The sequence below is a fragment of the Citrobacter pasteurii genome (assembly GCF_019047765.1).
Taxonomy (GTDB): domain Bacteria; phylum Pseudomonadota; class Gammaproteobacteria; order Enterobacterales; family Enterobacteriaceae; genus Citrobacter; species Citrobacter pasteurii.
This window is the reverse complement of the sequence record NZ_CP077262.1, coordinates 4,088,264-4,107,705: the sequence shown is the minus strand read 5'-3', so window position 1 is coordinate 4,107,705 and position 19,442 is coordinate 4,088,264. Positions and strand designations below refer to the sequence as shown.

Here is a 19,442-nt window from a genome sequence, read left to right as displayed (position 1 = left end):
AACTCTCGCCTATTTATTTTTTATTTGTTTAAGTATTGGGTGGATCATTTGATAATTATATGTGTTAGATATCATATGTTCTATATATTACTGAAAGTGTTTGTATTTTTGTTTTCTCGTTAAGGCTGGGGTAATTCATGATTTTGTCCGGTTTCGGACGGTGCGCAAAGAATAATTGAACCTTTTAGTTGTGAAACTGCATAATCGACCCTGCGAAACATAAAATGTTTTCTTTGCATTGATAATTGATGGATCAACTATATTACGTCCCTGAGGAGGGATGACAAATGCACATCTGGAAAAAGAAACTTGTAGTCTCACAATTAGCATTAGCCTGCACTTTGGCAATCACTTCTCAGGCGAATGCTTCAACCGATATTTCTGGAACCACGTACAACACGTTCTCCCACTATAATGATGATAGTCATACTGATAATTGGTATTACGGTGGTTATGTAGGCTGGTACAATGATGACACCGATAGTATTTATAACGGTGATATTTATCCGGTAATCAATAACGCCACTGTCAACGGTGTTATGTCTATTTCTAAATATTATCTGGATGATGAACTATCTAATAACAACAGCCTGACGATTAAAAATAGTACTATTCACGGTATGGTGATATCCGAGTGTTTGGCCACGGATTGTACTAACTATAGGAGTACCGACTACGACTACGATCGCCTGTCGATGAGCGTCATCAACTCAACGATTGATGACAACTACGAACATTATACCTACAACGGTACCTATAACGATGCGGCTGATACGCACGTTGTCGACGTTTATAATCTGGGTACGGCTATCACGCTGGATCAAGAAGTTGATCTGTCTATCTCCAACAACTCTCACGTTGCGGGTATTACGCTGACTCAGGGTTATGAGTGGGAAGACATTGACGATAACACCGTCAGCACCGGCGTAAACAGCGGCGAAGTGTTTAACAACACCCTTTCTGTCAGCGATTCTACTGTAACCTCTGGTTCATGGTCTGATGAAGGAACCTCCGGCTGGTTTGGCAATACCAGCAATGCAAGCGACTACAGCGGTTCTTATACCGCTGACGATATTGCATTAGCGGTTATTGCACATCTGGGTGCTGACAACGCGATGCAGACGACTGCCACGTTGAGCAACTCCACGCTGATGGGCGACGTGGTGTTCTCCAGCAACTTCGATGAGAACTTCTTCCCGAACGGCGCTGATACTTACCGCGATACCGATGCCGACCTGGATACCAACGGTTGGGATGGTACTGACCGTCTGGATCTTACCCTCAACAACGGCAGTAAGTGGGTGGGCGCGGCGATGTCCGTCCATCAGGTGGACGTTGATGGCGACGGTGTTTATGACCGCTACGATGCGGGCACTGAATACACCTCTACGTTGATCGACATCGCGGCTAACAGCCTGTGGCCAGTTTCAACCTATGGTATCGATAGCGACACAACTTCTTATGACGAAAATGGCCATGTGGTGGGCAACGCCGTCTACCAGAGCGGTCTGTTCAACGTTACGCTGAATGGCGCTTCACAGTGGGATACCACCAAAACGTCTCTGATCGACACTCTGGGCATCAACAGCGGTTCGGTTGTCAACGTAGGTGATTCTACCCTGATTTCTGACACCATCTCTCTGACCGGTGCTTCTGCCCTGAACATCAACGAAGATGGTCATGTTGCGACCGATACGCTGTCTATCGACAACAGTTCTGTAACGATTGCTGACGACGTATCTGCTGGCTGGAGCGTGGGTAGTGCTGCACTGTATGCCAACACCATCAACGTTACCAACAACGGTGTTCTGGATGTGGGTAACAGCACAGGTGATGCACTGCAGGTTGATACGCTGAACCTGACCAGCTATACCGACGCTTACAACCATGTTAATGCGGGTGTTTTCGACATCAACAGCACCAACTATGTGTTGAATGCTGACTTGACCAACGATCGTACTAACGACAAAACTCAGGCTAACTACGGTTACGGCGTGATCGCAATGAACTCTGATGGTCACTTGACTATCAATGGTAACGGCGATTCTGACACCTCCTACGATCAGTCTGAAGTTGATAACTATGGTGACCACGTAGCGGCAGCAACCGGTAACTATAAAGTGCGTATCGATAACGCGACCGGCGCTGGTTCTGTTGCTGATTACAAAGGTAACGAGCTGATCTACGTTAACGACACCAACAGCACCGCAACCTTCTCAGCAGCGAACAAAGCTGACCTCGGCGCTTACACCTATCAGGCGCAGCAGCAGGGTAACACCGTTGTTCTGCAGCAGATGGAGCTGACCGACTACGCAAATATGGCTCTGAGCATCCCGTCTGCCAACACTAATATCTGGAACCTGGAACAAGACACCGTCGGTACTCGTCTGACTAACGCGCGTCATGGTCTGGTTGATAACGGTGGCGCATGGGTTAGCTACTTCGGTGGTAGCTTCGATGCGGATAACGGCACCATCAACTACGATCAGGATGTTAACGGCATCATGGTCGGTGTTGATTCCAAAATTGATGGTAACAACGCCAAGTGGATTGTCGGTGCAGCAGCAGGCTTCGCGAAAGGTGATATGAGCGACCGTACCGGCCAGGTGGATCAGGACAGCCAGACTGCCTATATCTACTCTTCTGCTCGCTTTGACAACAACATCTTTGTTGACGGTAACTTAAGCTACTCCCACTTCAACAACGATCTTTCTGCCAACATGAGCAACGGTCAATATGTTGATGGCAGCACTTCTGCTGATGCCTGGGGCTTTGGTCTGAAACTGGGTTACGACCTGAAACTGGGTGATGCTGGTTACGTGGCGCCTTATGGTAGCGTATCCGGTCTGTTCCAGTCTGGTGATGACTATAAACTGAGCAACGACATGAAAGTTGACGGTCAGTCTTATGACAGCATGCGTTATGAACTCGGTGTAGATGCAGGTTATACCTTCGCCTACAGCGAAGATCAGGCGCTGACCCCGTACTTCAAACTGGCCTACGTTTACGATGACTCTAACAATGATTCTAACGTAAACGGTGACTCCATCGACAACGGCGTAGAAGGTTCTGCGGTACGTGTTGGACTGGGGACTCAGTTCAGCTTTACCAAAAACTTCAGTGCCTACACCGATGCTAACTACCTCGGTGGTGGCGATGTAGATCAAGACTGGTCTGCGAATGCTGGTGTTAAATATACCTGGTAATAAATTTCTCATTGAGAAAAAGATAATTTAATCCAGAAAAATGCCCGTCACGGATTTGACGGGCATTTATTGCAAGGAGTGCGCACATGCTATCTACAAATAAACCTCTTTTGGAATTTTGTAAGCTTGATAAATGTTTGTCAAAATATGGTAAACATTTTAAATATGATAACAAAAAACAAATTATATATTCCAGTGATATAAATGGCGACGATACCTTTGTTATTTTAAGCGGTGTTGTTTCCCTGCGTAGAGGGGAAAACGTGCTGGTCGGGATTGTACAGGCACCTTTTATTATGGGCCTTTCGGATGGCGTAATGAAAACAGATGTACCATACAGATTAATAACCGAAAGTAATTGTACGGGATATCATCTTCCTGCCTCACAAACGATTAATATCATTGAACAATGCCAGCTTTGGCGCGAAGCTTTTTGCTGGTTAGCATGGCAAAACTGCATGCTTGAAATGCGCGACTTGCAGTTGATTGGCAATAACTCCTACGATCAGATCCGTGCGACGCTGATATCCATGACGGAATGGGACGACGTTCTGCGTTCGCGTATCGGCGTCATGAACTATATTCACCAACGCACGCGAATTTCACGCTCAGTTGTTGCTGAGGTTCTCGCGGCTTTGCGTAAAGGTGGTTACATTGAAATGAATAAAGGCAAACTGGTGAACATTAACCGTTTGCCTTTTGAGTATTGAATCAGGAGGCGGGAATAACCTGCGGTTTGTTGCCGCTCAGTTCGCTCACCAGATTGTTGATCCCATCGCTCATATTGGTAAAGCGGGTCAGCGGGGAGCGGGTCACCACGACAAAGGCCCCGACGTTTTGCTGTGGGATCATCGCCATATAAGTAATGAAGCCACCGCCGCCACCGGTTTTTTGAATAATTCCTGGACGCCCATTCTTCGGCGCCATATAGACCCAGCCCAAACCAAGCGCATCGGCCTTGCCCGGCACATCCATCCCTATCACTTTGGTTAACTGCGTACGCTGATAAATCAGCGTCTGCATCCGGTCGGCCTGCTGGCTACGATGGTAAAAATCAGAAGAGAGATACTGCTGCATCCAGCGCATCATATCGCCTGGCGTTGAATAGACGCCGCCGCTGCCCATCGCCGCCAGCGTATTGTTACACGGGCTGGCGCCTTTTTCCGCGACCATCAGACGTCGGCATTGATCGGGGGATGGGGTAAAGGTGGTGTCTTTCATCCCCAACGGACGGGTAATTTTTTCTTCAAACAGCTGTGGATAAGGCTTACCAGAGGCAGTTCCCAGCGCATCGGCCAGCAGGTCAAACGCCAGGTTCGAATAGGAAGCCTGCGAGCCCGGTGCGGCTTTTAGCGTGGCGGTAGAGAGATAGCTCCAGCGCTGTTCGCGAGTCGGCCAGACAAAGACCGGGCGTTTTGCCGCGCCGCCAGGCTGCTCGCGTGGCAGCGCGCTGGTGTGCGTCGCCAGATTCACCAGCGTGATAGGCGTTCCCTGATATGTCGGAACGCGTGCGCCTGGTGGTGCATATTTACTCAATGGATCGTTGAGTTTAACTGTGCCCTGATCGAGTAATTTCACTAACATTTCGCTGGTCATTAATTTGGTCAACGACGCGATGCGAATGACGGAATCCAACTGCGGGTGAACATTATTGCCGGGGCGCGTTTCACCAAAGCTACGAAACACGCGCTGATTACCATCAATCACCACGAGCGCCATCCCCGTAGCTCCGCTGCCGTAGAAAATATGATCGGCATACCGGTCGACGATGTCAGAGGCAAAGACGGGATCGGTTATAGGCTGTGCCGCCTGGACTGATGTCAATGACGCCGCACACAGCGCGGCAGAAAAAAGCAGACTACGTTTCAACGGTGGTGTCCATGAGTTAGAGGAAATAAAAGATGACGTGCGTATGCGTATTTATACTACTCGTTGGCATATTGCAAAGCGCTTATCAGCCAATGATAGTGGGAAAAACGTAACGATGAGTAAACGTGGGCTTTTCCCGGAGAGTGGATGTTCGCTTTTGTGATCTCACGCTGTAATAATCTGAACATGCCGGAACGCTGTCGGTGTGAAAACCGCAGAAACAATTCTACAAAACCAGATAGCGAACTAAGTGCGTCGGTTCTGGTCACAATTGTCGGTTTCAGCTTGTGTTTATTGGGCGTAAGCCGTCTTGCCGCGGTAAACCACCGTGGCAAATGCACAGCAGTCGTCATAACGATAAGAAGTTAGCAGGAGAGCACTATGTTTAAGTCTTTTTTCCCAAAGCCGGGGCCGTTCTTTATTTCGGCATTTATTTGGGCACTGGTCGCTGTTGTATTTTGGCAGGCTGGTGGGGGAGCCTGGGTTGCACAGATTACCGGCGCATCGGGGGATGTACCGATTAGCGCGGCGCGATTCTGGTCACTGGATTATCTGATTTTTTATGCGTACTACATTCTGTGCGTTGGCGTGTTTGCGCTGTTCTGGTTTATCTACAGTCCGCACCGCTGGCAGTACTGGTCGATACTCGGTACCTCGCTGATTATCTTCGTTACCTGGTTTCTGGTTGAAGTCGGCGTCGCCGTCAACGCGTGGTATGCCCCGTTCTACGACCTGATTCAAACCGCACTCAGCACGCCGCATAAGGTGAAGATTGAGCAGTTCTATCAGGAAGTGGGGATCTTTCTCGGGATTGCGCTGATAGCCGTCGTCATTGGCGTGATGAACAACTTCTTTGTCAGCCATTACGTCTTCCGTTGGCGTACCGCGATGAACGAACATTATATGGCGCACTGGCAGCATCTGCGTCATATCGAAGGTGCGGCGCAACGTGTGCAGGAAGACACCATGCGTTTCGCTTCCACGCTGGAAGACATGGGCGTAAGTTTTATTAACGCGATTATGACGCTGATTGCCTTCCTGCCGGTACTGGTTACGCTTTCTGCGCATGTCCCGGATCTGCCGATTGTTGGACATATTCCTTACGGTCTGGTGATTGCCGCGATTGTCTGGTCGTTGATGGGGACCGGGCTGCTGGCCGTGGTGGGGATCAAACTGCCTGGGCTGGAGTTCAAAAATCAGCGGGTGGAAGCGGCGTACCGTAAAGAGCTGGTGTACGGTGAAGATGATGGTAATCGCGCGACGCCGCCCACGGTTCGCGAGCTGTTCCACGCGGTACGTCAAAACTACTTTCGCCTCTATTTTCACTATATGTACTTCAATATCGCCCGTATTCTTTACCTACAGGTTGATAACGTTTTCGGCTTGTTCCTGCTGTTTCCATCGATTGTTGCCGGTACGATTACGCTCGGTCTGATGACGCAAATCACCAACGTGTTTGGTCAGGTACGTGGCTCGTTCCAGTATTTGATTAATTCGTGGACAACGCTGGTTGAGCTGATGTCTATCTATAAGCGTCTGCGCAGCTTCGAACGTGAACTGGATGGTCAGGAAATTCAGGCTGTTACCCATACGCTTAGCTAACAAAAGGAGATGTTATGTCGACGGTTTCCCGTCTTTACCCCTTGTCTGGCCTTGCTGCACTGGTGCTGGTGGGATGTAGTAGTCAACCCGCGCAGCCGCTAAAAAAAGGGGAGAAAGCCGTCGATGTGGCGAGCGTGGTGCGGCAAAAAATGCCCGCCAGCGTGAAAGACCGGGACGCGTGGGCGCAGGATTTGGCGAAAACGTTTGCCAGCCAGAAGCTGGTGCCGACGGTTGAAAATATCTGTTCGGTGCTGGCGGTCGCGCAGCAGGAGTCCAACTATCAGGCCGATCCGGTTGTCCCGAATTTAAGCAAAATAGCCTGGAAAGAGATTGACCGTCGCGCCGAGCGTATGCATATCCCAGTGTTTTTGGTGCATACCGCGCTGAAGATTAACTCGCCAAATGGGAAAAGCTACAGCGAGCGTCTGGATACGGTGAAAACCGAAAAACAGCTTAGCGCGATCTTTGATGATTTTATCAACATGGTACCGATGGGGCAGACGTTATTTGGTTCGCTTAATCCGGTGCATACCGGTGGGCCGATGCAGGTTAGCATCGCCTTTGCTGAGCAACACACCAGCGGGTATCCGTGGCAAATGGAAGGAACCGTGCGCCAGGAAGTCTTTACCCTGCGCGGCGGACTGTGGTTCGGCACGTATCACTTGCTGAATTACCCGGCGAACTATAGCGCGCCCATCTTCCGTTTCGCGGATTTTAATGCGGGATGGTACGCCAGCCGTAATGCGGCGTTTCAGAATGCCGTCAGCAAAGCCAGTGGTGTGAAGCTGGCGCTGGATGGGGATTTGATTCTCTATAACAGCAAAGAACCGGGTAAAACGGAGCTGGCGGTACGCAAGCTTGCCGGGAAGCTGGGGATGAGTGAGAGCGATATCCATCGTCAGTTGCAAAAAGGCGACAGCCTGGCCTTCGAGGAGACTGCGCTGTACGAGAAGATGTATAAGCTGGCGGAAGCGAAGGCAGGAAAAGCGTTACCACGGGAAATGCTGCCAGGTATTCAACTGGAAAGCCCGAAGATTACGCGTAATTTGACCACGGCATGGTTTGCCAAACGCGTGGACGATCGTCGGGCGAAGTGTATGGGTCAGTCATCGTTGTGATGACGATGGCGCCAGCGCACCACCGCCGCGATGACGCCAAGGATAAGGCAGCCAGTGAGGAAGGGAATCAGTCCAAACAGGGTGCCGACGCCTAAGCCAATTTCAACGCGTGGGCGCCCGGTCTCGTGCATCTGTAGCTGCATCAGTTCTTCATAGATACCGGGCGCATGGGCTAACAGATTTAAAATCTGAGCCCCGGCCCAGAAGCAAAACAGCACAAAAACGGCATACGCAATGTTGCCGGGCAGAGAGGAGGTATCTCGATGCTTGCCCTTAAACAGGGATTTTGAGAGCGTAAAATCAGACATAGGGACCTCCAAGAAATATCCTGCGTTGTCGATGCCATACCAGTAACTGACAGTGAGTCTGACAGGTGATCGGGATTGTCAATATCAGAATGATGGTAATTTCAGGTAGAGATTATTCCTGGATTTTGATTTTTTGTTGAGCGTCACAAATGTGTAACCTTAAGTTAAATTGATTCACATTTCAGAATTTCCGCACAGGACACAGACGCCCGCAGTGAAATGTGCGAGGATGCTGTTCAACGATGTACTTCCACCGGAGCTGTTATGAACCTGCCTGTAAAAATTCGTCGCGACTGGCACTATTACGCGTTTGCCATTGGGCTGATCTTTATTCTGAATGGCGTGGTGGGATTATTGGGTTTTGAAGCGAAAGGATGGCAAACCTATGCGGTGGGGCTGGTTACGTGGGTGATTAGCTTTTGGCTCGCGGGACTTATTATTCGCCGCCGTGCCGATGAGGATGAAGATGTCAAGGATGCCCAATAGTTATCGGGCATCCTGTCTGCTTTTACATGCTGGTTTTCAGCGCGCTATCGTCAGCGTGGCGCTCCAGCGCCAGCTCGATCAGACGTGTGATCAGATCGGTATAGCCTAAGCCGCTGGCCTGCCACAGTTTGGGATACATACTGATGTTGGTAAAGCCCGGTAGTGTGTTGATCTCGTTGATCACCACGTCATTCTCTGCGGTCAGGAACACATCCACTCGCGCCATCCCGGCGCAACCCAGGGTCTGGTAAGCCTGAATAGCGATTTCACGGATCTTGTCGTTAATTTCTGAGGCGATCGCCGCCGGAACCACGACTTTGGCACCGTTATCGTCAATATATTTGGTATCGTACGCGTAGAAATCGCTGTTCAGGACGATCTCGCCACAGGTGCTGGCCTGCGGGTGATCGTTACCCAGTACCGCACATTCGATCTCGCGGCCTTTGATCCCTTGTTCCACCACCACTTTATGATCGAACTCAAACGCCAGTGCAACAGCCTGGTTGTATTGCGCTTCGCTGGTGACTTTGCTGACGCCAACGGATGATCCCTGGTTGGCTGGCTTCACAAACAGCGGCAGACCCAGACGCGATTCGACCTCAGCAAAGCTGATGGCATTGCGATTGGCGCGGGTGAGCGTAATAAATGGCGCGATGTTTAATCCGGCATCGCGCAGCAGACGTTTGGTAATATCTTTATCCATGCAGGCCGCAGAGCCCAGTACATCAGAACCGACGAACGGTAAATTCGCCACGCGCAGCATGCCTTGCAGTGAACCATCTTCACCCAGCGTGCCGTGCACGATAGGGAAAATAACATCGACCGTTGGCAGCGGCTGACCGTTTTGTGCATCGATCAGCTGCTGTTCTTGTTTACCCGGTACCTGCGCCAGGCTGGTGGCGGAAGGGCGCAACGCAATGCGTGCCGGATCGTCAGAGTTGAGCAGATAGTTGCTGGCATCGCTCACGTGCCACTGCCCTTGTTTATCAATACCTAACAGCACAACGTCAAAGCGAGTCTTGTCGATGGCATCGACAATATTTTTTGCCGATTGCAATGACACTTCATGTTCCGCTGATTTACCACCAAATACGATTCCTACTCGCAACTTTGCCATCTTAAAAACCCATTCCTTGAATGCAAAGCACATACATTACCACGACAAAACGCAGGATTCCTCGGCTTCTGGCAGATTGTTTTGGTGGATTCCCCGGGAATGAATACGCACAAACCCATAGGGCATGTTAGCAGCATAATTCCCTGTATCTAATAGGGGGTTGATGTGATGGATATCACAAATATGATGAGCGGGGAGATAAAATACTAAACTGTGAAACATCGCACCTCTGAACCCTCGTTTGAAGGCGTAATTTGTTAAGCTGCTCGCAGTTTTCAGCTATTTACCGTTATGAGTCCTTATGGAATCCTGGAGAGTTAACCTTATTTCCGTGTGGTTCGGTTGCTTTTTCACCGGACTTGCAATCAGCCAAATCCTGCCTTTTCTGCCGCTCTATATCTCCCAACTGGGAGTCACCTCGCACGAAGCGCTCTCAATGTGGTCCGGGTTAACGTTTAGCGTCACGTTTCTTATTTCTGCCATTGTTTCACCGATGTGGGGCAGTTTAGCTGACCGTAAAGGGCGTAAGCTGATGCTGTTACGGGCCTCGCTGGGGATGGCAATTGCCATTTTGCTGCAGGCATTTGCCACTAACGTCTGGCAGCTTTTTCTGCTGCGCGGGGTGATGGGGTTAACGTCGGGATACATTCCCAATGCGATGGCGTTGGTGGCGTCGCAAGTCCCGCGAGAACGCAGTGGTTGGGCGTTGAGCACGCTCTCAACGGCGCAAATTAGTGGGGTGATTGGCGGGCCGCTGATGGGCGGTTTTATTGCCGACCATGTTGGCTTACGTGCGGTATTTTGTATTACCGCCGCACTGTTGGTAGTGAGTTTTATGGTCACACTGTTCTTAATTAAAGAGGGTGTCCGACCGACGATTAAAAAAAGCGAGCGTTTAAGCGGGAAAGCTGTTTTTGCTTCGTTACCGTATCCCGCGCTGGTCATTAGTCTGTTTTTTACCACCATGGTGATTCAACTGTGTAACGGCTCAATTGGCCCCATTCTGGCGCTGTTTATCAAATCGATGGTGCCAGATAGCGCAAATATTGCCTTTCTCAGCGGCCTGATTGCCTCGGTTCCCGGCATATCCGCTTTGATTTCAGCGCCACGTCTTGGAAAGTTGGGCGACAGAATTGGTACTGAACGGATCCTGATGGCAACGCTCATATTCGCCGTGGTGCTGTTTTTCGCTATGTCATGGGTTACCACTCCGCTGCAGTTAGGGATACTACGTTTTCTGCTCGGCTTTGCCGATGGTGCAATGCTGCCTGCGGTGCAAACGCTATTAGTGAAATACTCCAGCGAGCAAATTACCGGGCGCATCTTTGGGTATAACCAGTCGTTTATGTATCTTGGAAACGTCGCTGGACCCTTGATGGGGGCAACCGTATCGGCCATGGCGGGTTTCCGCTGGGTCTTTATCGCTACCGCGAGCATTGTGCTTATTAATATCTGGCAACTGGCTATCGCGTTGCGACGCCGGCGTCTCGCTCGCTGAATGGCGGATTAACAACGCGGGTTGCCAGCGTTGTTAATCCATAATTGAAGATTATATATCTGGGTGACTATTAATCTCCTTACCCTTTTATATTGAATTATTCTGCAGAAAGCGTCATTCCCCCTTATTTTGTGTTGTGATTGTTTTCGCAAAATGTTTTATTTCTGCAATAAATACAACTTTCATCCTCTAGGAAGTTGTGAGTCTTAGTGATAACGTGGCCTTTATTTAGTTAAGGGAATACGAAAATGAAAAATCTCATCACTGAGTTGTTACTTAAGCTCGCCCAAAAAGAAGAAGAGTCGCAAGACCTGGCCGCGCAAGTCGCAACGTTAGAGCGGGTCATCATGGAAATGCTGCGCAACATGGCAACAAATGAGCAGCAAACACTGATTCGTCAAATAGAAGACGCGCTGGCAGGGGTAAGTCAAATGCCCGCATTTCTGACGACCATGCACAGTGCTGGCGAGAACGTATCTAAAACGTGTTGAGATATCTGCAGATACTTATCGACGAATTATCATAAAAGTGTCACATCAAATACTTATAGTCGCTTTGTTTTAATTTTACCGTATTTGTACATGGAGAAAATAAAGTGAAACAAAGCGCACTCGCTATTGCCCTGTTACCCTTGCTGTTTACCCCGGTTATTCATGCAGAAACATCTACCGTAGCGGCTATGGATAATCGTGCCGCACAGGGAGATATCACCACACCGGGTGGCGCGCGTCGATTAACGACTGATCAAACGGCAGCACTACGAGATTCTTTGAACGATAAACCGGCCAAGAATATTATTTTATTGATCGGTGATGGTATGGGGGACTCGGAAATTACCGCTGCGCGAAATTATGCCGAAGGCGCGGGTGGTTTTTTTAAAGGTATTGATGCGTTACCCCTGACCGGACAATACACGCACTACGCGTTGGATAAAAAAACGGGTAAACCTGACTATGTGACCGATTCCGCAGCCTCTGCGACGGCATGGACGACCGGTGTTAAAACATATAACGGTGCGCTGGGCGTTGATATTCACGAAAAAGATCACGCCACTATTCTGGAAATGGCCAAAGCTGCCGGTCTGGCGACAGGCAACGTATCCACTGCTGAATTGCAGGATGCCACCCCCGCGGCGCTGGTTGCGCATGTGACGTCGCGTAAATGTTACGGTCCGAGCGTCACCACTGAGAAATGCCCGACGAATGCGCTGGAAAAAGGCGGTAAAGGGTCAATCACCGAACAATTATTGAATGCCCGTGCTGACGTTACGCTGGGCGGCGGGGCAAAAACCTTTGCTGAGACCGCTGCTGCGGGCGAGTGGCAGGGTAAAACGCTGCGTGAACAGGCTCAGGCCCGTGGTTATCAGATGGTCAGTGATACCGCGACGCTGGCAGCCATTACCGAAGCGAATCAGGATAAACCGCTGTTAGGTTTGTTCTCTGATGGCAACATGCCGGTACGCTGGGAAGGGCCAAAAGCGTCTTACCACGGTAACCTTGATAAGCCAGTCGTGACCTGTACGCCCAATCCAAAACGTAACGACACGGTGCCAACGCTTGCACAGATGACGGATAAAGCGATTGAGCTATTAAGTAAGAATGAAAAAGGCTTTTTCCTGCAGGTAGAAGGCGCGTCTATCGATAAGCAGGATCACGCCGCAAACCCGTGCGGTCAGATTGGTGAAACGGTCGATCTGGATGAAGCTGTACAGCGCGCGCTGGCCTTCGCGAAGAAAGACGGCAACACGCTGGTCGTCGTGACCGCTGACCACGCGCATGCCAGCCAGATTGTTGCACCAGACACCAAAGCCCCTGGCCTGACTCAGGCGCTGAATACCAAAGATGGCGCGGTGATGGTTATCAGCTATGGTAACTCGGAAGAGGAATCACAGGAGCATACCGGCAGCCAGCTGCGTATTGCCGCCTATGGCCCGCATGCGGCGAATGTGGTAGGCCTGACCGATCAGACCGACCTGTTTTACACCATGAAAGCGGCGTTAGGGCTGAAGTAACCTGTATTTGGTCACTTAATTTTAATAATGAGGTGGCTATTTCTGCGTCAGCAACCAGACTTACTACACGTCATCCTTCAAGCAGCCAACATCGAGGTCGCTTGAAAGGTGACGTGTAGAGTGAATACTCACAACAGGATGGTGCTATGAAAATAACATTACTCGTTACCCTATTATTTGGCCTGGTTTTCTTAACTACCGTCGGCGCTGCCGAGAAGACGTTAACCCCGCAACAACAACGTATGACCACCTGCAACCAGCAGGCGACGGCGCAGACCTTAAAAGGGGATGCCCGGAAGACATATATGAGTGATTGCTTGAAAAACAGTCAGTCTGCGCCTGATGAAAAGAGTCTGACGCCGCAGCAGCAGAAAATGCGCGAATGTAACGTTCAGGCAACAGAGCAGTCGCTGAAAGGCGACGATCGTAAAAAATTTATGAGCGCTTGCCTGAAAAAAGCTGCGTAATACATACGGGTGAGCGGATAAAATCGCTCACCCGAAATATCATACTTCCGCCGCCAGACCCCTTTCTATAATTTGGGAAATTTGTTTCAGAATATTCCCAAATACGATGAATGATGAAAACTTTTATCAAAAGAAGGCCGTACCGAATGAAGCATTTTTATCGCTTCATCAAAACGACCACCAACGTTCCGGTCTGCGATTTGCCCGACGGATAAGACTGCCTCGCGCAGTCGGGCTGGGGGGAATGTTTTTCCCCATCGCGTCGGTATTAGTCTCGCAACCCATAACCGGAGGTTGGTGGCTATTACTGGTGGGATGGGCGTTTGTCTGGCCGCACCTTGCGTGGCAGTTGGCGAGTAAAGCGGAAGATCCGCTATACAGTGAATTTACGAATATTAAAGCCGATGCGATCCTCGCTGGCATGTGGGTGGGGATCATGGGGGCAAACCTGCTGCCATCCACGGCGCTGCTGATGATTATCTGCATCAACCTGATGGGCGCAGGTGGGGTGCGATTATTCATCGCTGGCGTTGTGTTGATGGTGGTTTCATGTCTGGTGACGCTACAGTTAACGGATATTCCGGTCGTGTTTAGCAGTACGCAACTGAGCGTGCTGTTGTCGCTGCCGGTACTGGTGATTTATCCGCTGCTGTTTGCCTGGGTTAGCTACCAGACGGTGATCAAATTGGCGGAGCATAAACGCCGCCTGCAGGTCATGAGTACGCGGGATGGAATGACCGGGGTTTATAATCGGCGCCATTGGGAGCTATTGCTGCGCAATGAATTTGATAATTGCCGTCGCCAGCAACGTGATGCCACGTTGCTTATTATCGATATCGACCATTTTAAGAGCATCAATGATACCTGGGGTCATGACGTAGGGGATCAGGCGATTGTTGCGCTGACGCGTCAGTTGCAAATGACGCTGCGCGGCAGTGATGTGATTGGGCGTTTTGGTGGCGATGAGTTTGCGGTAATTATGTGCGGTACACCTGCAGCCAGTGCAATCGCAGCGATGTCGCGCGTCCATGAACGACTTAGCCAGTTACGCTTGTCCTGCGCTCCGCAAGTTGCCCTGCGGATTAGCGTCGGTGTTGCTCCGCTGACTTCTGAAACAGAGCACTATCGGGAGTGGTTGAAGTCAGCGGATATGGCGCTTTACAAAGCAAAGAATGCCGGACGTAACCGTACTGAAGCGGCGGCCTGACGTCCGACCTGCACTCAGGATTTGCTGAGTTTCTCTGATTGTTCCATGCACTTAACCATCGCTTCGATAACTGACGAACGGAAGCCGCGCTCTTCGAGGACGCGCACTGCCTCAATGGTGGTTCCGCCAGGCGAGCACACCATATCTTTCAGTTCTCCAGGATGTTTACCCGTTTCCAGTACCATCTTCGCCGATCCCATGACCGCCTGTGCCGCAAATTTATATGCTTGCGCGCGTGGCATGCCGCCCTTAACGGCGGCATCGGCCATGGCTTCGATAAACATAAACACATAGGCCGGGGCTGAACCGCTGACGCCAACGACCGGGTGAATCATCGATTCTGCGATGACTTCGGCTTCGCCAAAGCAGCGGAAAATATTCAACACATCAGCAGTATCTTCCGGTGTTACCAGCGCATTTGGGGTGACGGACGTCATTCCTGCATTGACCAGTGACGGCGTGTTAGGCATTGCGCGGATAATTTTACGGTCATGACCCAGTGCGCGGGCGAGTTGATCGAGGGTGACGCCCGCCGCAATGGATACCACCAGGGAATCTTTGTTCAGACTGGAGGTGATTTCACTCAGCACCTTAATCATGATGCCTGGCTTCACGGCGCCAAAGACAATATCTGCGATCTGCGCGACTTCTTGCGCAGACTGCGCCGCATTTATGCCGTACTGATCGTGCAGCGCTGCGACTTTATCGGGAGAGGGGGTATAGACCCAGATATGTCCGGGGAGTACCTGGCCGCTGGCGATCAGGCCGCCAAGAATCGCTTTACCCATATTTCCGCAGCCGATAAAACCAATTTTCTTGTCCATCTTGTCACTCCCTATGCGTGATATTCATTGTTTTATACCCATCATCCTTCAAGTCACTTGAATTATTTAGGGTAAATCTGGGAAAGCTAAGCTTAGCGCGGAATGAAGGCGTTCAGAAGGAGAAACAGCGCTTTGCCTGAAAGTAAAAGCACGAGACAATGTGCAATTGCACATGTGTCTGGAGGTGTTATGACGATTTGGGTGGATGCGGATGCGTGTCCGAATGTGATTAAAGAAATTTTATATCGGGCCTCCGAGCGGATGCAGATGCCGCTCATTTTGGTCGCCAATCAGAGTTTGCGCGTTCCGCCTTCTCGTTTTATCCGCACTTTACGTGTTCCGGCCGGGTTTGATGTCGCCGATAACGAAATTGTGCGCCAGTGCAGCGCTGGAGACCTGGTTGTCACGGCGGATATCCCGCTGGCCTCTGAAGTCATTGAAAAAGGCGCTGCGGCACTCAACCCGCGCGGTGAGCGCTATACCGAGGCGACGATCCGTGAACGTCTGACGATGCGTGATTTTATGGATACGCTGCGTGCCAGCGGGATCCAGACCGGGGGGCCTGACAGCCTTTCGCCGCGTGACAGGCAACATTTTGCGGCTGAACTGGACAAGTGGTGGCTGGAAGTTCAACGTGGAAAATAATAATTGTAATTTATTTTTTACACTTTCTTCGTTGTGAATTCTTGTTATAGTAGGGTTTAATCGATTTTATCGCCTTATTGGAATATATTCTTTACACTTTGGCGATGTACTAGTTTGATGGTATGATTATAACTTTAACAGCATCAGATCCCGCTTACCTGCGGTTCTCTGGGGAACTTCTGTGATGACACAACCGCTTTATCTTGTTGGCCCCCGGGGGTGTGGTAAGACGACAACCGGTATGGCGCTGGCGAAAGCCATCGACTTTCAGTTCGTTGATACCGATCGTTGGTTGCAATCACACCTGCAGATGACGGTGGCTGAAATTGTTGAAAGAGAAGGATGGGAAGGTTTTCGCGCCCAGGAAACGACCGCCTTGCAGGCCGTTACGGCCCCCTCAACAGTCGTGGCGACCGGCGGCGGTATTATTCTTACTGAATATAATCGTCACTACATGCGTAGTCACGGCATGGTCATCTATTTAAACGCACCAGTATCGGTACTGGTAAACCGCCTGGAAGTGGCGCCTGAAGAAGGATTGCGCCCGACGTTGACCGGCAAGCCATTAACCGAAGAAGTGCAGGAAGTTCTTGAACAGCGCGATACGCTGTATCGTGAAGCGGCGCATTATATTGTTGATGCGACGAATGAACCTTCGCAGGTTGTGGCTGATATTCTTGTGATACTGTCGCAAGCCCGGTCACGGCTACAGGGCGGGGCTTATTGTTAAGGGTTTCCCGATATAGACCGATCTTTCCACTCAATCCTGGGCGCGCAGACATATTATCTGTCCTCTGCCGGAGCGTGCCTGTATCACAATTTTCGCACCTCCTGCTATAGCGCGGAAAGTGAAAATTAAACGATAACAATATAGTACTGGAATGATTTGGAATCTTTACACTATGCATCGCCGATCTGCTGCTACGCTTTTGAGCATTTGTAGCGCAGGTCAGTACCCGGCATTTGTCCGGGGATTCACGGCAAAGTAAGAAGACGGTGGAACAACAAATGAGTACGTCGTTGGCTATCCTCACGATTGGTGTTGTGCCGATGTGTGAGGTGTTACCGCTCCTGACGGAATATATCGATGAACAACACATAACTCACCACAGCCTGCTGGGACAGATGCGGCGAGAAGAGGTGATGGCCGAGTATGCGGTCTCGCCCGGTGACGAGTCGTTATTGACGCTGCTGAGCGACCATCAACTGGCTCATGTCTCGCGCCAGAAAGTCGAGCGCGATTTGCAAAGTATTGTTGAAGTGCTGGATAACCAGGGTTTTGACGTTATTTTGCTGATGAGCACGGCCTCAATTACCCGCCTGGCGGCCCACAATAGTATCTTGCTGGAGCCTTTACGCATTATTCCTCCCCTGGTGGCCTCAATTGTGGAAGGGCATCAGGTTGGGGTGATTGTGCCGGTCGCCGAATTGCTCCTGACCCAGGAACAAAAATGGCAGGTGCTACAGACGCCCCCCGTCTATGCCGTGGCAAACCCGATTCACGGTTCTGAACAACAGCTGATTGATGCCGGAAAAGATCTGCTTGAGCAGGGCGCTGATGTTCTCATGCTGGATTGTTTGGGTTTTAACCAACGCCATCGTGATTTACTGCAAAAGTCGCTGGATGTCCCGGTTCTTCTGTCTAACGTACTGATTGCCCGACTGGCATCCGAGTTGCTCGCTTAATTTTGCGTGACAGGTACAACGTCAGGCCCCTATATTGGTTATCAACTTAATCACGAGATAGGGCCAGTTGTATGCTTCAAAGTAATGAATACTTTTCCGGCAAAGTAAAATCGATTGGTTTTACCAGCAGCAGTACTGGCCGCGCCAGCGTTGGCGTTATGGCGGAAGGTGAATACACCTTTGGTACAGCGGCACCTGAAGAGATGACGGTGGTAAGCGGTGCGTTAAATGTGTTACTGCCGGGGGAAACTGAGTGGAAAGTATATGCCGCAGGAGACGTGTTTAACGTACCGGGCAACAGTGAGTTTCATCTGCAGGTAGCAGAGCCAACATCCTATCTTTGCCGCTATCTGTAATTGTTTATTGCCTGATAGTACTCACTTATCTGGCCTACAATATGCGTAGGCCAGATAAGTCGCAAGGGGTGACATCTGGCAATACGAAGTCACTCAGCGTTGTGCTTCGCCGCCTAATCCTTCCACCAGGCTTTTAATCAACGCGGCCAGTTCACCCGTCATCAGGATGAAATCGGCATCAAAACGTTGAGCGTAGTCTTCACGGTCGATGTCTTCATTTTGATCGCGCAGTTCATCGCTGAACTTCAGACGCTTAATGGAACCGTCGTCACACATAACGAACTGAATACGCTGCTGCCAGTCGAGCGCCAGCTTGGTGACCAGTTTGCCTGCTTCGATGTGTACGGCAATTTCATCGCAAACCAGATCCTGTTTCTTCGCGCGGATCACGCCGCCGTCTTCCAGCATCGCTTTCAGTTCGGCTTCATCCAGTAACTGGAAACCTTGCGCCGTTGTGCCGGAGCGAACCCATTCGGTCAGCGTTAGCTCAATAGGGTTTTCCATCGTCAGCGGAACGACCGGCAGCGAACCGAGGCTCTTACGCAGCAGCGCCAGCGTATCTTCCGCTTTCTTCGCGCTTGCACAGTCGACCATGATCAGGTCATTGACGGTGTCGATCCACATCATTGTCTGGCTGAAGCGGCTAAAAGCGCGCGGCAGCAATGAGTGCAACACTTCATCTTTCAGCGAGTCTTTTTCGGTCTTCTTGAGTTTGCGACCTTGCTCAGCTTCCAGTTTGATTATTTTGGCTTCCAGCGCCTGTTTGATAACCGGCGACGGCAGAATTTTTTCTTCTTTGCGGGCGCAGATAATAATTTGGCCATTGGCGGTATGCGTTAATGCATCGCTGTGCGATCCCATCGGCGGAACCCAGCCCATTTTTGCCATATCCTGGCTACCGCAAGGGGTGAACGTCATTGATGCCAGCTGTTTTTCCATCTCTTCGGCACGCAAAGAAACATCGCGGCTAAGACGGTAAACCATTAAATTTTTGAACCACAGCATGATAATTTCCACGGCCTTGTCGTTAAATCCAGCGGGC

The 19,442-nt window shown here is 50.4% G+C and carries 19 protein-coding genes; 14 read left to right on the top strand and 5 right to left on the bottom strand.

The window, feature by feature from the left end:
• The first annotated feature begins 287 nt into the window (after positions 1-287).
• Together ehaB and iprA are read left to right on the top strand one after the other, a co-directional pair.
• Positions 288-3,206: an autotransporter adhesin EhaB gene (ehaB, locus tag I6L54_RS19955; protein WP_005120958.1), complete on the top strand. Its 2,919-nt coding sequence runs from the start codon at positions 288-290 to the stop codon at positions 3,204-3,206.
• 86 nt (positions 3,207-3,292) lie between these two features.
• Positions 3,293-3,916 (top strand): hydrogen peroxide resistance inhibitor IprA, encoded by a 624-nt coding sequence (gene iprA, locus I6L54_RS19950; RefSeq protein WP_040232772.1) that lies wholly within the window; start codon positions 3,293-3,295, stop codon positions 3,914-3,916.
• A 1-nt stretch (position 3,917) separates the two neighbouring features.
• On the opposite strand, the gene ampH is transcribed toward iprA, so the two are convergent.
• Positions 3,918-5,075: a D-alanyl-D-alanine-carboxypeptidase/endopeptidase AmpH gene (ampH, locus tag I6L54_RS19945; protein WP_040232770.1), complete on the bottom strand. Its 1,158-nt coding sequence runs from the start codon at positions 5,073-5,075 to the stop codon at positions 3,918-3,920.
• Positions 5,076-5,456: 381 nt separating this feature from the next.
• Between ampH and sbmA the strand changes: the two genes are divergently transcribed.
• Positions 5,457-6,677, top strand: coding sequence for a peptide antibiotic transporter SbmA (gene sbmA / locus I6L54_RS19940; RefSeq protein ID WP_040232769.1), 1,221 nt, complete (start codon positions 5,457-5,459; stop codon positions 6,675-6,677).
• Between the two features lie 14 nt (positions 6,678-6,691).
• Positions 6,692-7,795, top strand: a complete 1,104-nt coding sequence (locus tag I6L54_RS19935) for a DUF1615 domain-containing protein (RefSeq protein WP_040232767.1) — start codon at positions 6,692-6,694, stop codon at positions 7,793-7,795.
• Here I6L54_RS19935 and I6L54_RS19930 read toward each other — a convergent pair.
• Positions 7,780-8,103, bottom strand: coding sequence for a YaiY family protein (locus I6L54_RS19930; protein WP_040232764.1), 324 nt, complete (start codon positions 8,101-8,103; stop codon positions 7,780-7,782). The two genes, I6L54_RS19935 and I6L54_RS19930, sit on opposite strands and share 16 nt — an antisense overlap.
• A 264-nt stretch (positions 8,104-8,367) precedes the next feature.
• On the opposite strand from I6L54_RS19930, the gene I6L54_RS19925 reads away from it, so the two are divergent.
• Positions 8,368-8,589 carry a DUF2754 domain-containing protein gene (locus I6L54_RS19925; protein ID WP_005120949.1) on the top strand — a complete coding sequence of 74 codons (222 nt, stop codon included), beginning with the start codon at positions 8,368-8,370 and terminating at the stop codon, positions 8,587-8,589.
• A 22-nt stretch (positions 8,590-8,611) separates the two neighbouring features.
• Here the strand turns inward: I6L54_RS19925 and ddlA are convergent, their stop codons facing one another.
• Positions 8,612-9,706, bottom strand: a complete 1,095-nt coding sequence (ddlA, locus tag I6L54_RS19920; protein ID WP_040232898.1) for a D-alanine--D-alanine ligase — start codon at positions 9,704-9,706, stop codon at positions 8,612-8,614.
• Positions 9,707-10,007: 301 nt separating this feature from the next.
• Between ddlA and I6L54_RS19915 the strand changes: the two genes are divergently transcribed.
• The 5 genes from I6L54_RS19915 to adrA all read left to right on the top strand — a co-directional run bounded on the left by I6L54_RS19915 (position 10,008) and on the right by adrA (position 14,889).
• Complete coding sequence (locus tag I6L54_RS19915) at positions 10,008-11,204, top strand: multidrug efflux MFS transporter (RefSeq protein WP_040232763.1); 1,197 nt, start codon at positions 10,008-10,010, stop codon at positions 11,202-11,204.
• 248 nt (positions 11,205-11,452) lie between these two features.
• Entirely contained in the window at positions 11,453-11,695 is a 243-nt protein-coding gene (locus I6L54_RS19910; RefSeq protein ID WP_005120945.1) for a sigma-S stabilization anti-adapter protein IraP, read from the top strand.
• A gap of 104 nt (positions 11,696-11,799) precedes the next feature.
• Entirely contained in the window at positions 11,800-13,215 is a 1,416-nt protein-coding gene (phoA, locus tag I6L54_RS19905; RefSeq protein ID WP_040232762.1) for an alkaline phosphatase, read from the top strand.
• Positions 13,216-13,361: 146 nt separating this feature from the next.
• On the top strand, positions 13,362-13,682 hold the full coding sequence (psiF, locus tag I6L54_RS19900) for a phosphate starvation-inducible protein PsiF (RefSeq protein WP_005120942.1): 321 nt from the start codon (positions 13,362-13,364) through the stop codon (positions 13,680-13,682).
• Between the two features lie 91 nt (positions 13,683-13,773).
• Positions 13,774-14,889 carry a diguanylate cyclase AdrA gene (gene adrA / locus I6L54_RS19895; RefSeq protein WP_137378455.1) on the top strand — a complete coding sequence of 372 codons (1,116 nt, stop codon included), beginning with the start codon at positions 13,774-13,776 and terminating at the stop codon, positions 14,887-14,889.
• A 14-nt stretch (positions 14,890-14,903) separates the two neighbouring features.
• Here the strand turns inward: adrA and proC are convergent, their stop codons facing one another.
• Positions 14,904-15,713 carry a pyrroline-5-carboxylate reductase gene (proC, locus tag I6L54_RS19890; protein WP_040232760.1) on the bottom strand — a complete coding sequence of 270 codons (810 nt, stop codon included), beginning with the start codon at positions 15,711-15,713 and terminating at the stop codon, positions 14,904-14,906.
• A gap of 189 nt (positions 15,714-15,902) precedes the next feature.
• On the opposite strand from proC, the gene I6L54_RS19885 reads away from it, so the two are divergent.
• From I6L54_RS19885 to ppnP, 4 genes are all read left to right on the top strand, one after another.
• The gene (locus I6L54_RS19885; protein ID WP_005120939.1) at positions 15,903-16,358 is read left to right on the top strand and encodes a YaiI/YqxD family protein; all 456 of its coding nucleotides are present in this window, start codon (positions 15,903-15,905) and stop codon (positions 16,356-16,358) included.
• Between the two features lie 184 nt (positions 16,359-16,542).
• Positions 16,543-17,088 (top strand): shikimate kinase AroL, encoded by a 546-nt coding sequence (gene aroL / locus I6L54_RS19880; protein WP_040232759.1) that lies wholly within the window; start codon positions 16,543-16,545, stop codon positions 17,086-17,088.
• A gap of 278 nt (positions 17,089-17,366) precedes the next feature.
• Entirely contained in the window at positions 17,367-18,044 is a 678-nt protein-coding gene (locus I6L54_RS19875) for an AroM family protein (protein ID WP_040232758.1), read from the top strand.
• 71 nt (positions 18,045-18,115) lie between these two features.
• Positions 18,116-18,400 (top strand): pyrimidine/purine nucleoside phosphorylase, encoded by a 285-nt coding sequence (gene ppnP, locus I6L54_RS19870; RefSeq protein WP_003021477.1) that lies wholly within the window; start codon positions 18,116-18,118, stop codon positions 18,398-18,400.
• A gap of 93 nt (positions 18,401-18,493) precedes the next feature.
• Here the strand turns inward: ppnP and rdgC are convergent, their stop codons facing one another.
• The gene (rdgC, locus tag I6L54_RS19865) at positions 18,494-19,405 is read right to left on the bottom strand and encodes a recombination-associated protein RdgC (protein WP_005120935.1); all 912 of its coding nucleotides are present in this window, start codon (positions 19,403-19,405) and stop codon (positions 18,494-18,496) included.
• Positions 19,406-19,442 lie beyond the last annotated feature (37 nt).

Bases quoted from the DNA above. Each gene is read 5' to 3' on its own strand.
- ehaB (WP_005120958.1), top strand. From the start codon at position 288: ATGCACATCTGGAAAAAGAAACTTGTAGTCTCACAATTAGCATTAGCC.
- iprA (WP_040232772.1), top strand. From the start codon at position 3,293: ATGCTATCTACAAATAAACCTCTTTTGGAATTTTGTAAGCTTGATAAA.
- sbmA (WP_040232769.1), top strand. From the start codon at position 5,457: ATGTTTAAGTCTTTTTTCCCAAAGCCGGGGCCGTTCTTTATTTCGGCA.
- I6L54_RS19935 (WP_040232767.1), top strand. From the start codon at position 6,692: ATGTCGACGGTTTCCCGTCTTTACCCCTTGTCTGGCCTTGCTGCACTG.
- I6L54_RS19930 (WP_040232764.1), bottom strand. From the start codon at position 8,103: ATGTCTGATTTTACGCTCTCAAAATCCCTGTTTAAGGGCAAGCATCGA.
- I6L54_RS19925 (WP_005120949.1), top strand. From the start codon at position 8,368: ATGAACCTGCCTGTAAAAATTCGTCGCGACTGGCACTATTACGCGTTT.
- ddlA (WP_040232898.1), bottom strand. From the start codon at position 9,706: ATGGCAAAGTTGCGAGTAGGAATCGTATTTGGTGGTAAATCAGCGGAA.
- I6L54_RS19915 (WP_040232763.1), top strand. From the start codon at position 10,008: ATGGAATCCTGGAGAGTTAACCTTATTTCCGTGTGGTTCGGTTGCTTT.
- I6L54_RS19910 (WP_005120945.1), top strand. From the start codon at position 11,453: ATGAAAAATCTCATCACTGAGTTGTTACTTAAGCTCGCCCAAAAAGAA.
- psiF (WP_005120942.1), top strand. From the start codon at position 13,362: ATGAAAATAACATTACTCGTTACCCTATTATTTGGCCTGGTTTTCTTA.
- proC (WP_040232760.1), bottom strand. From the start codon at position 15,713: ATGGACAAGAAAATTGGTTTTATCGGCTGCGGAAATATGGGTAAAGCG.
- I6L54_RS19885 (WP_005120939.1), top strand. From the start codon at position 15,903: ATGACGATTTGGGTGGATGCGGATGCGTGTCCGAATGTGATTAAAGAA.
- aroL (WP_040232759.1), top strand. From the start codon at position 16,543: ATGACACAACCGCTTTATCTTGTTGGCCCCCGGGGGTGTGGTAAGACG.
- I6L54_RS19875 (WP_040232758.1), top strand. From the start codon at position 17,367: ATGAGTACGTCGTTGGCTATCCTCACGATTGGTGTTGTGCCGATGTGT.
- ppnP (WP_003021477.1), top strand. From the start codon at position 18,116: ATGCTTCAAAGTAATGAATACTTTTCCGGCAAAGTAAAATCGATTGGT.
- rdgC (WP_005120935.1), bottom strand. From the start codon at position 19,405: ATGCTGTGGTTCAAAAATTTAATGGTTTACCGTCTTAGCCGCGATGTT.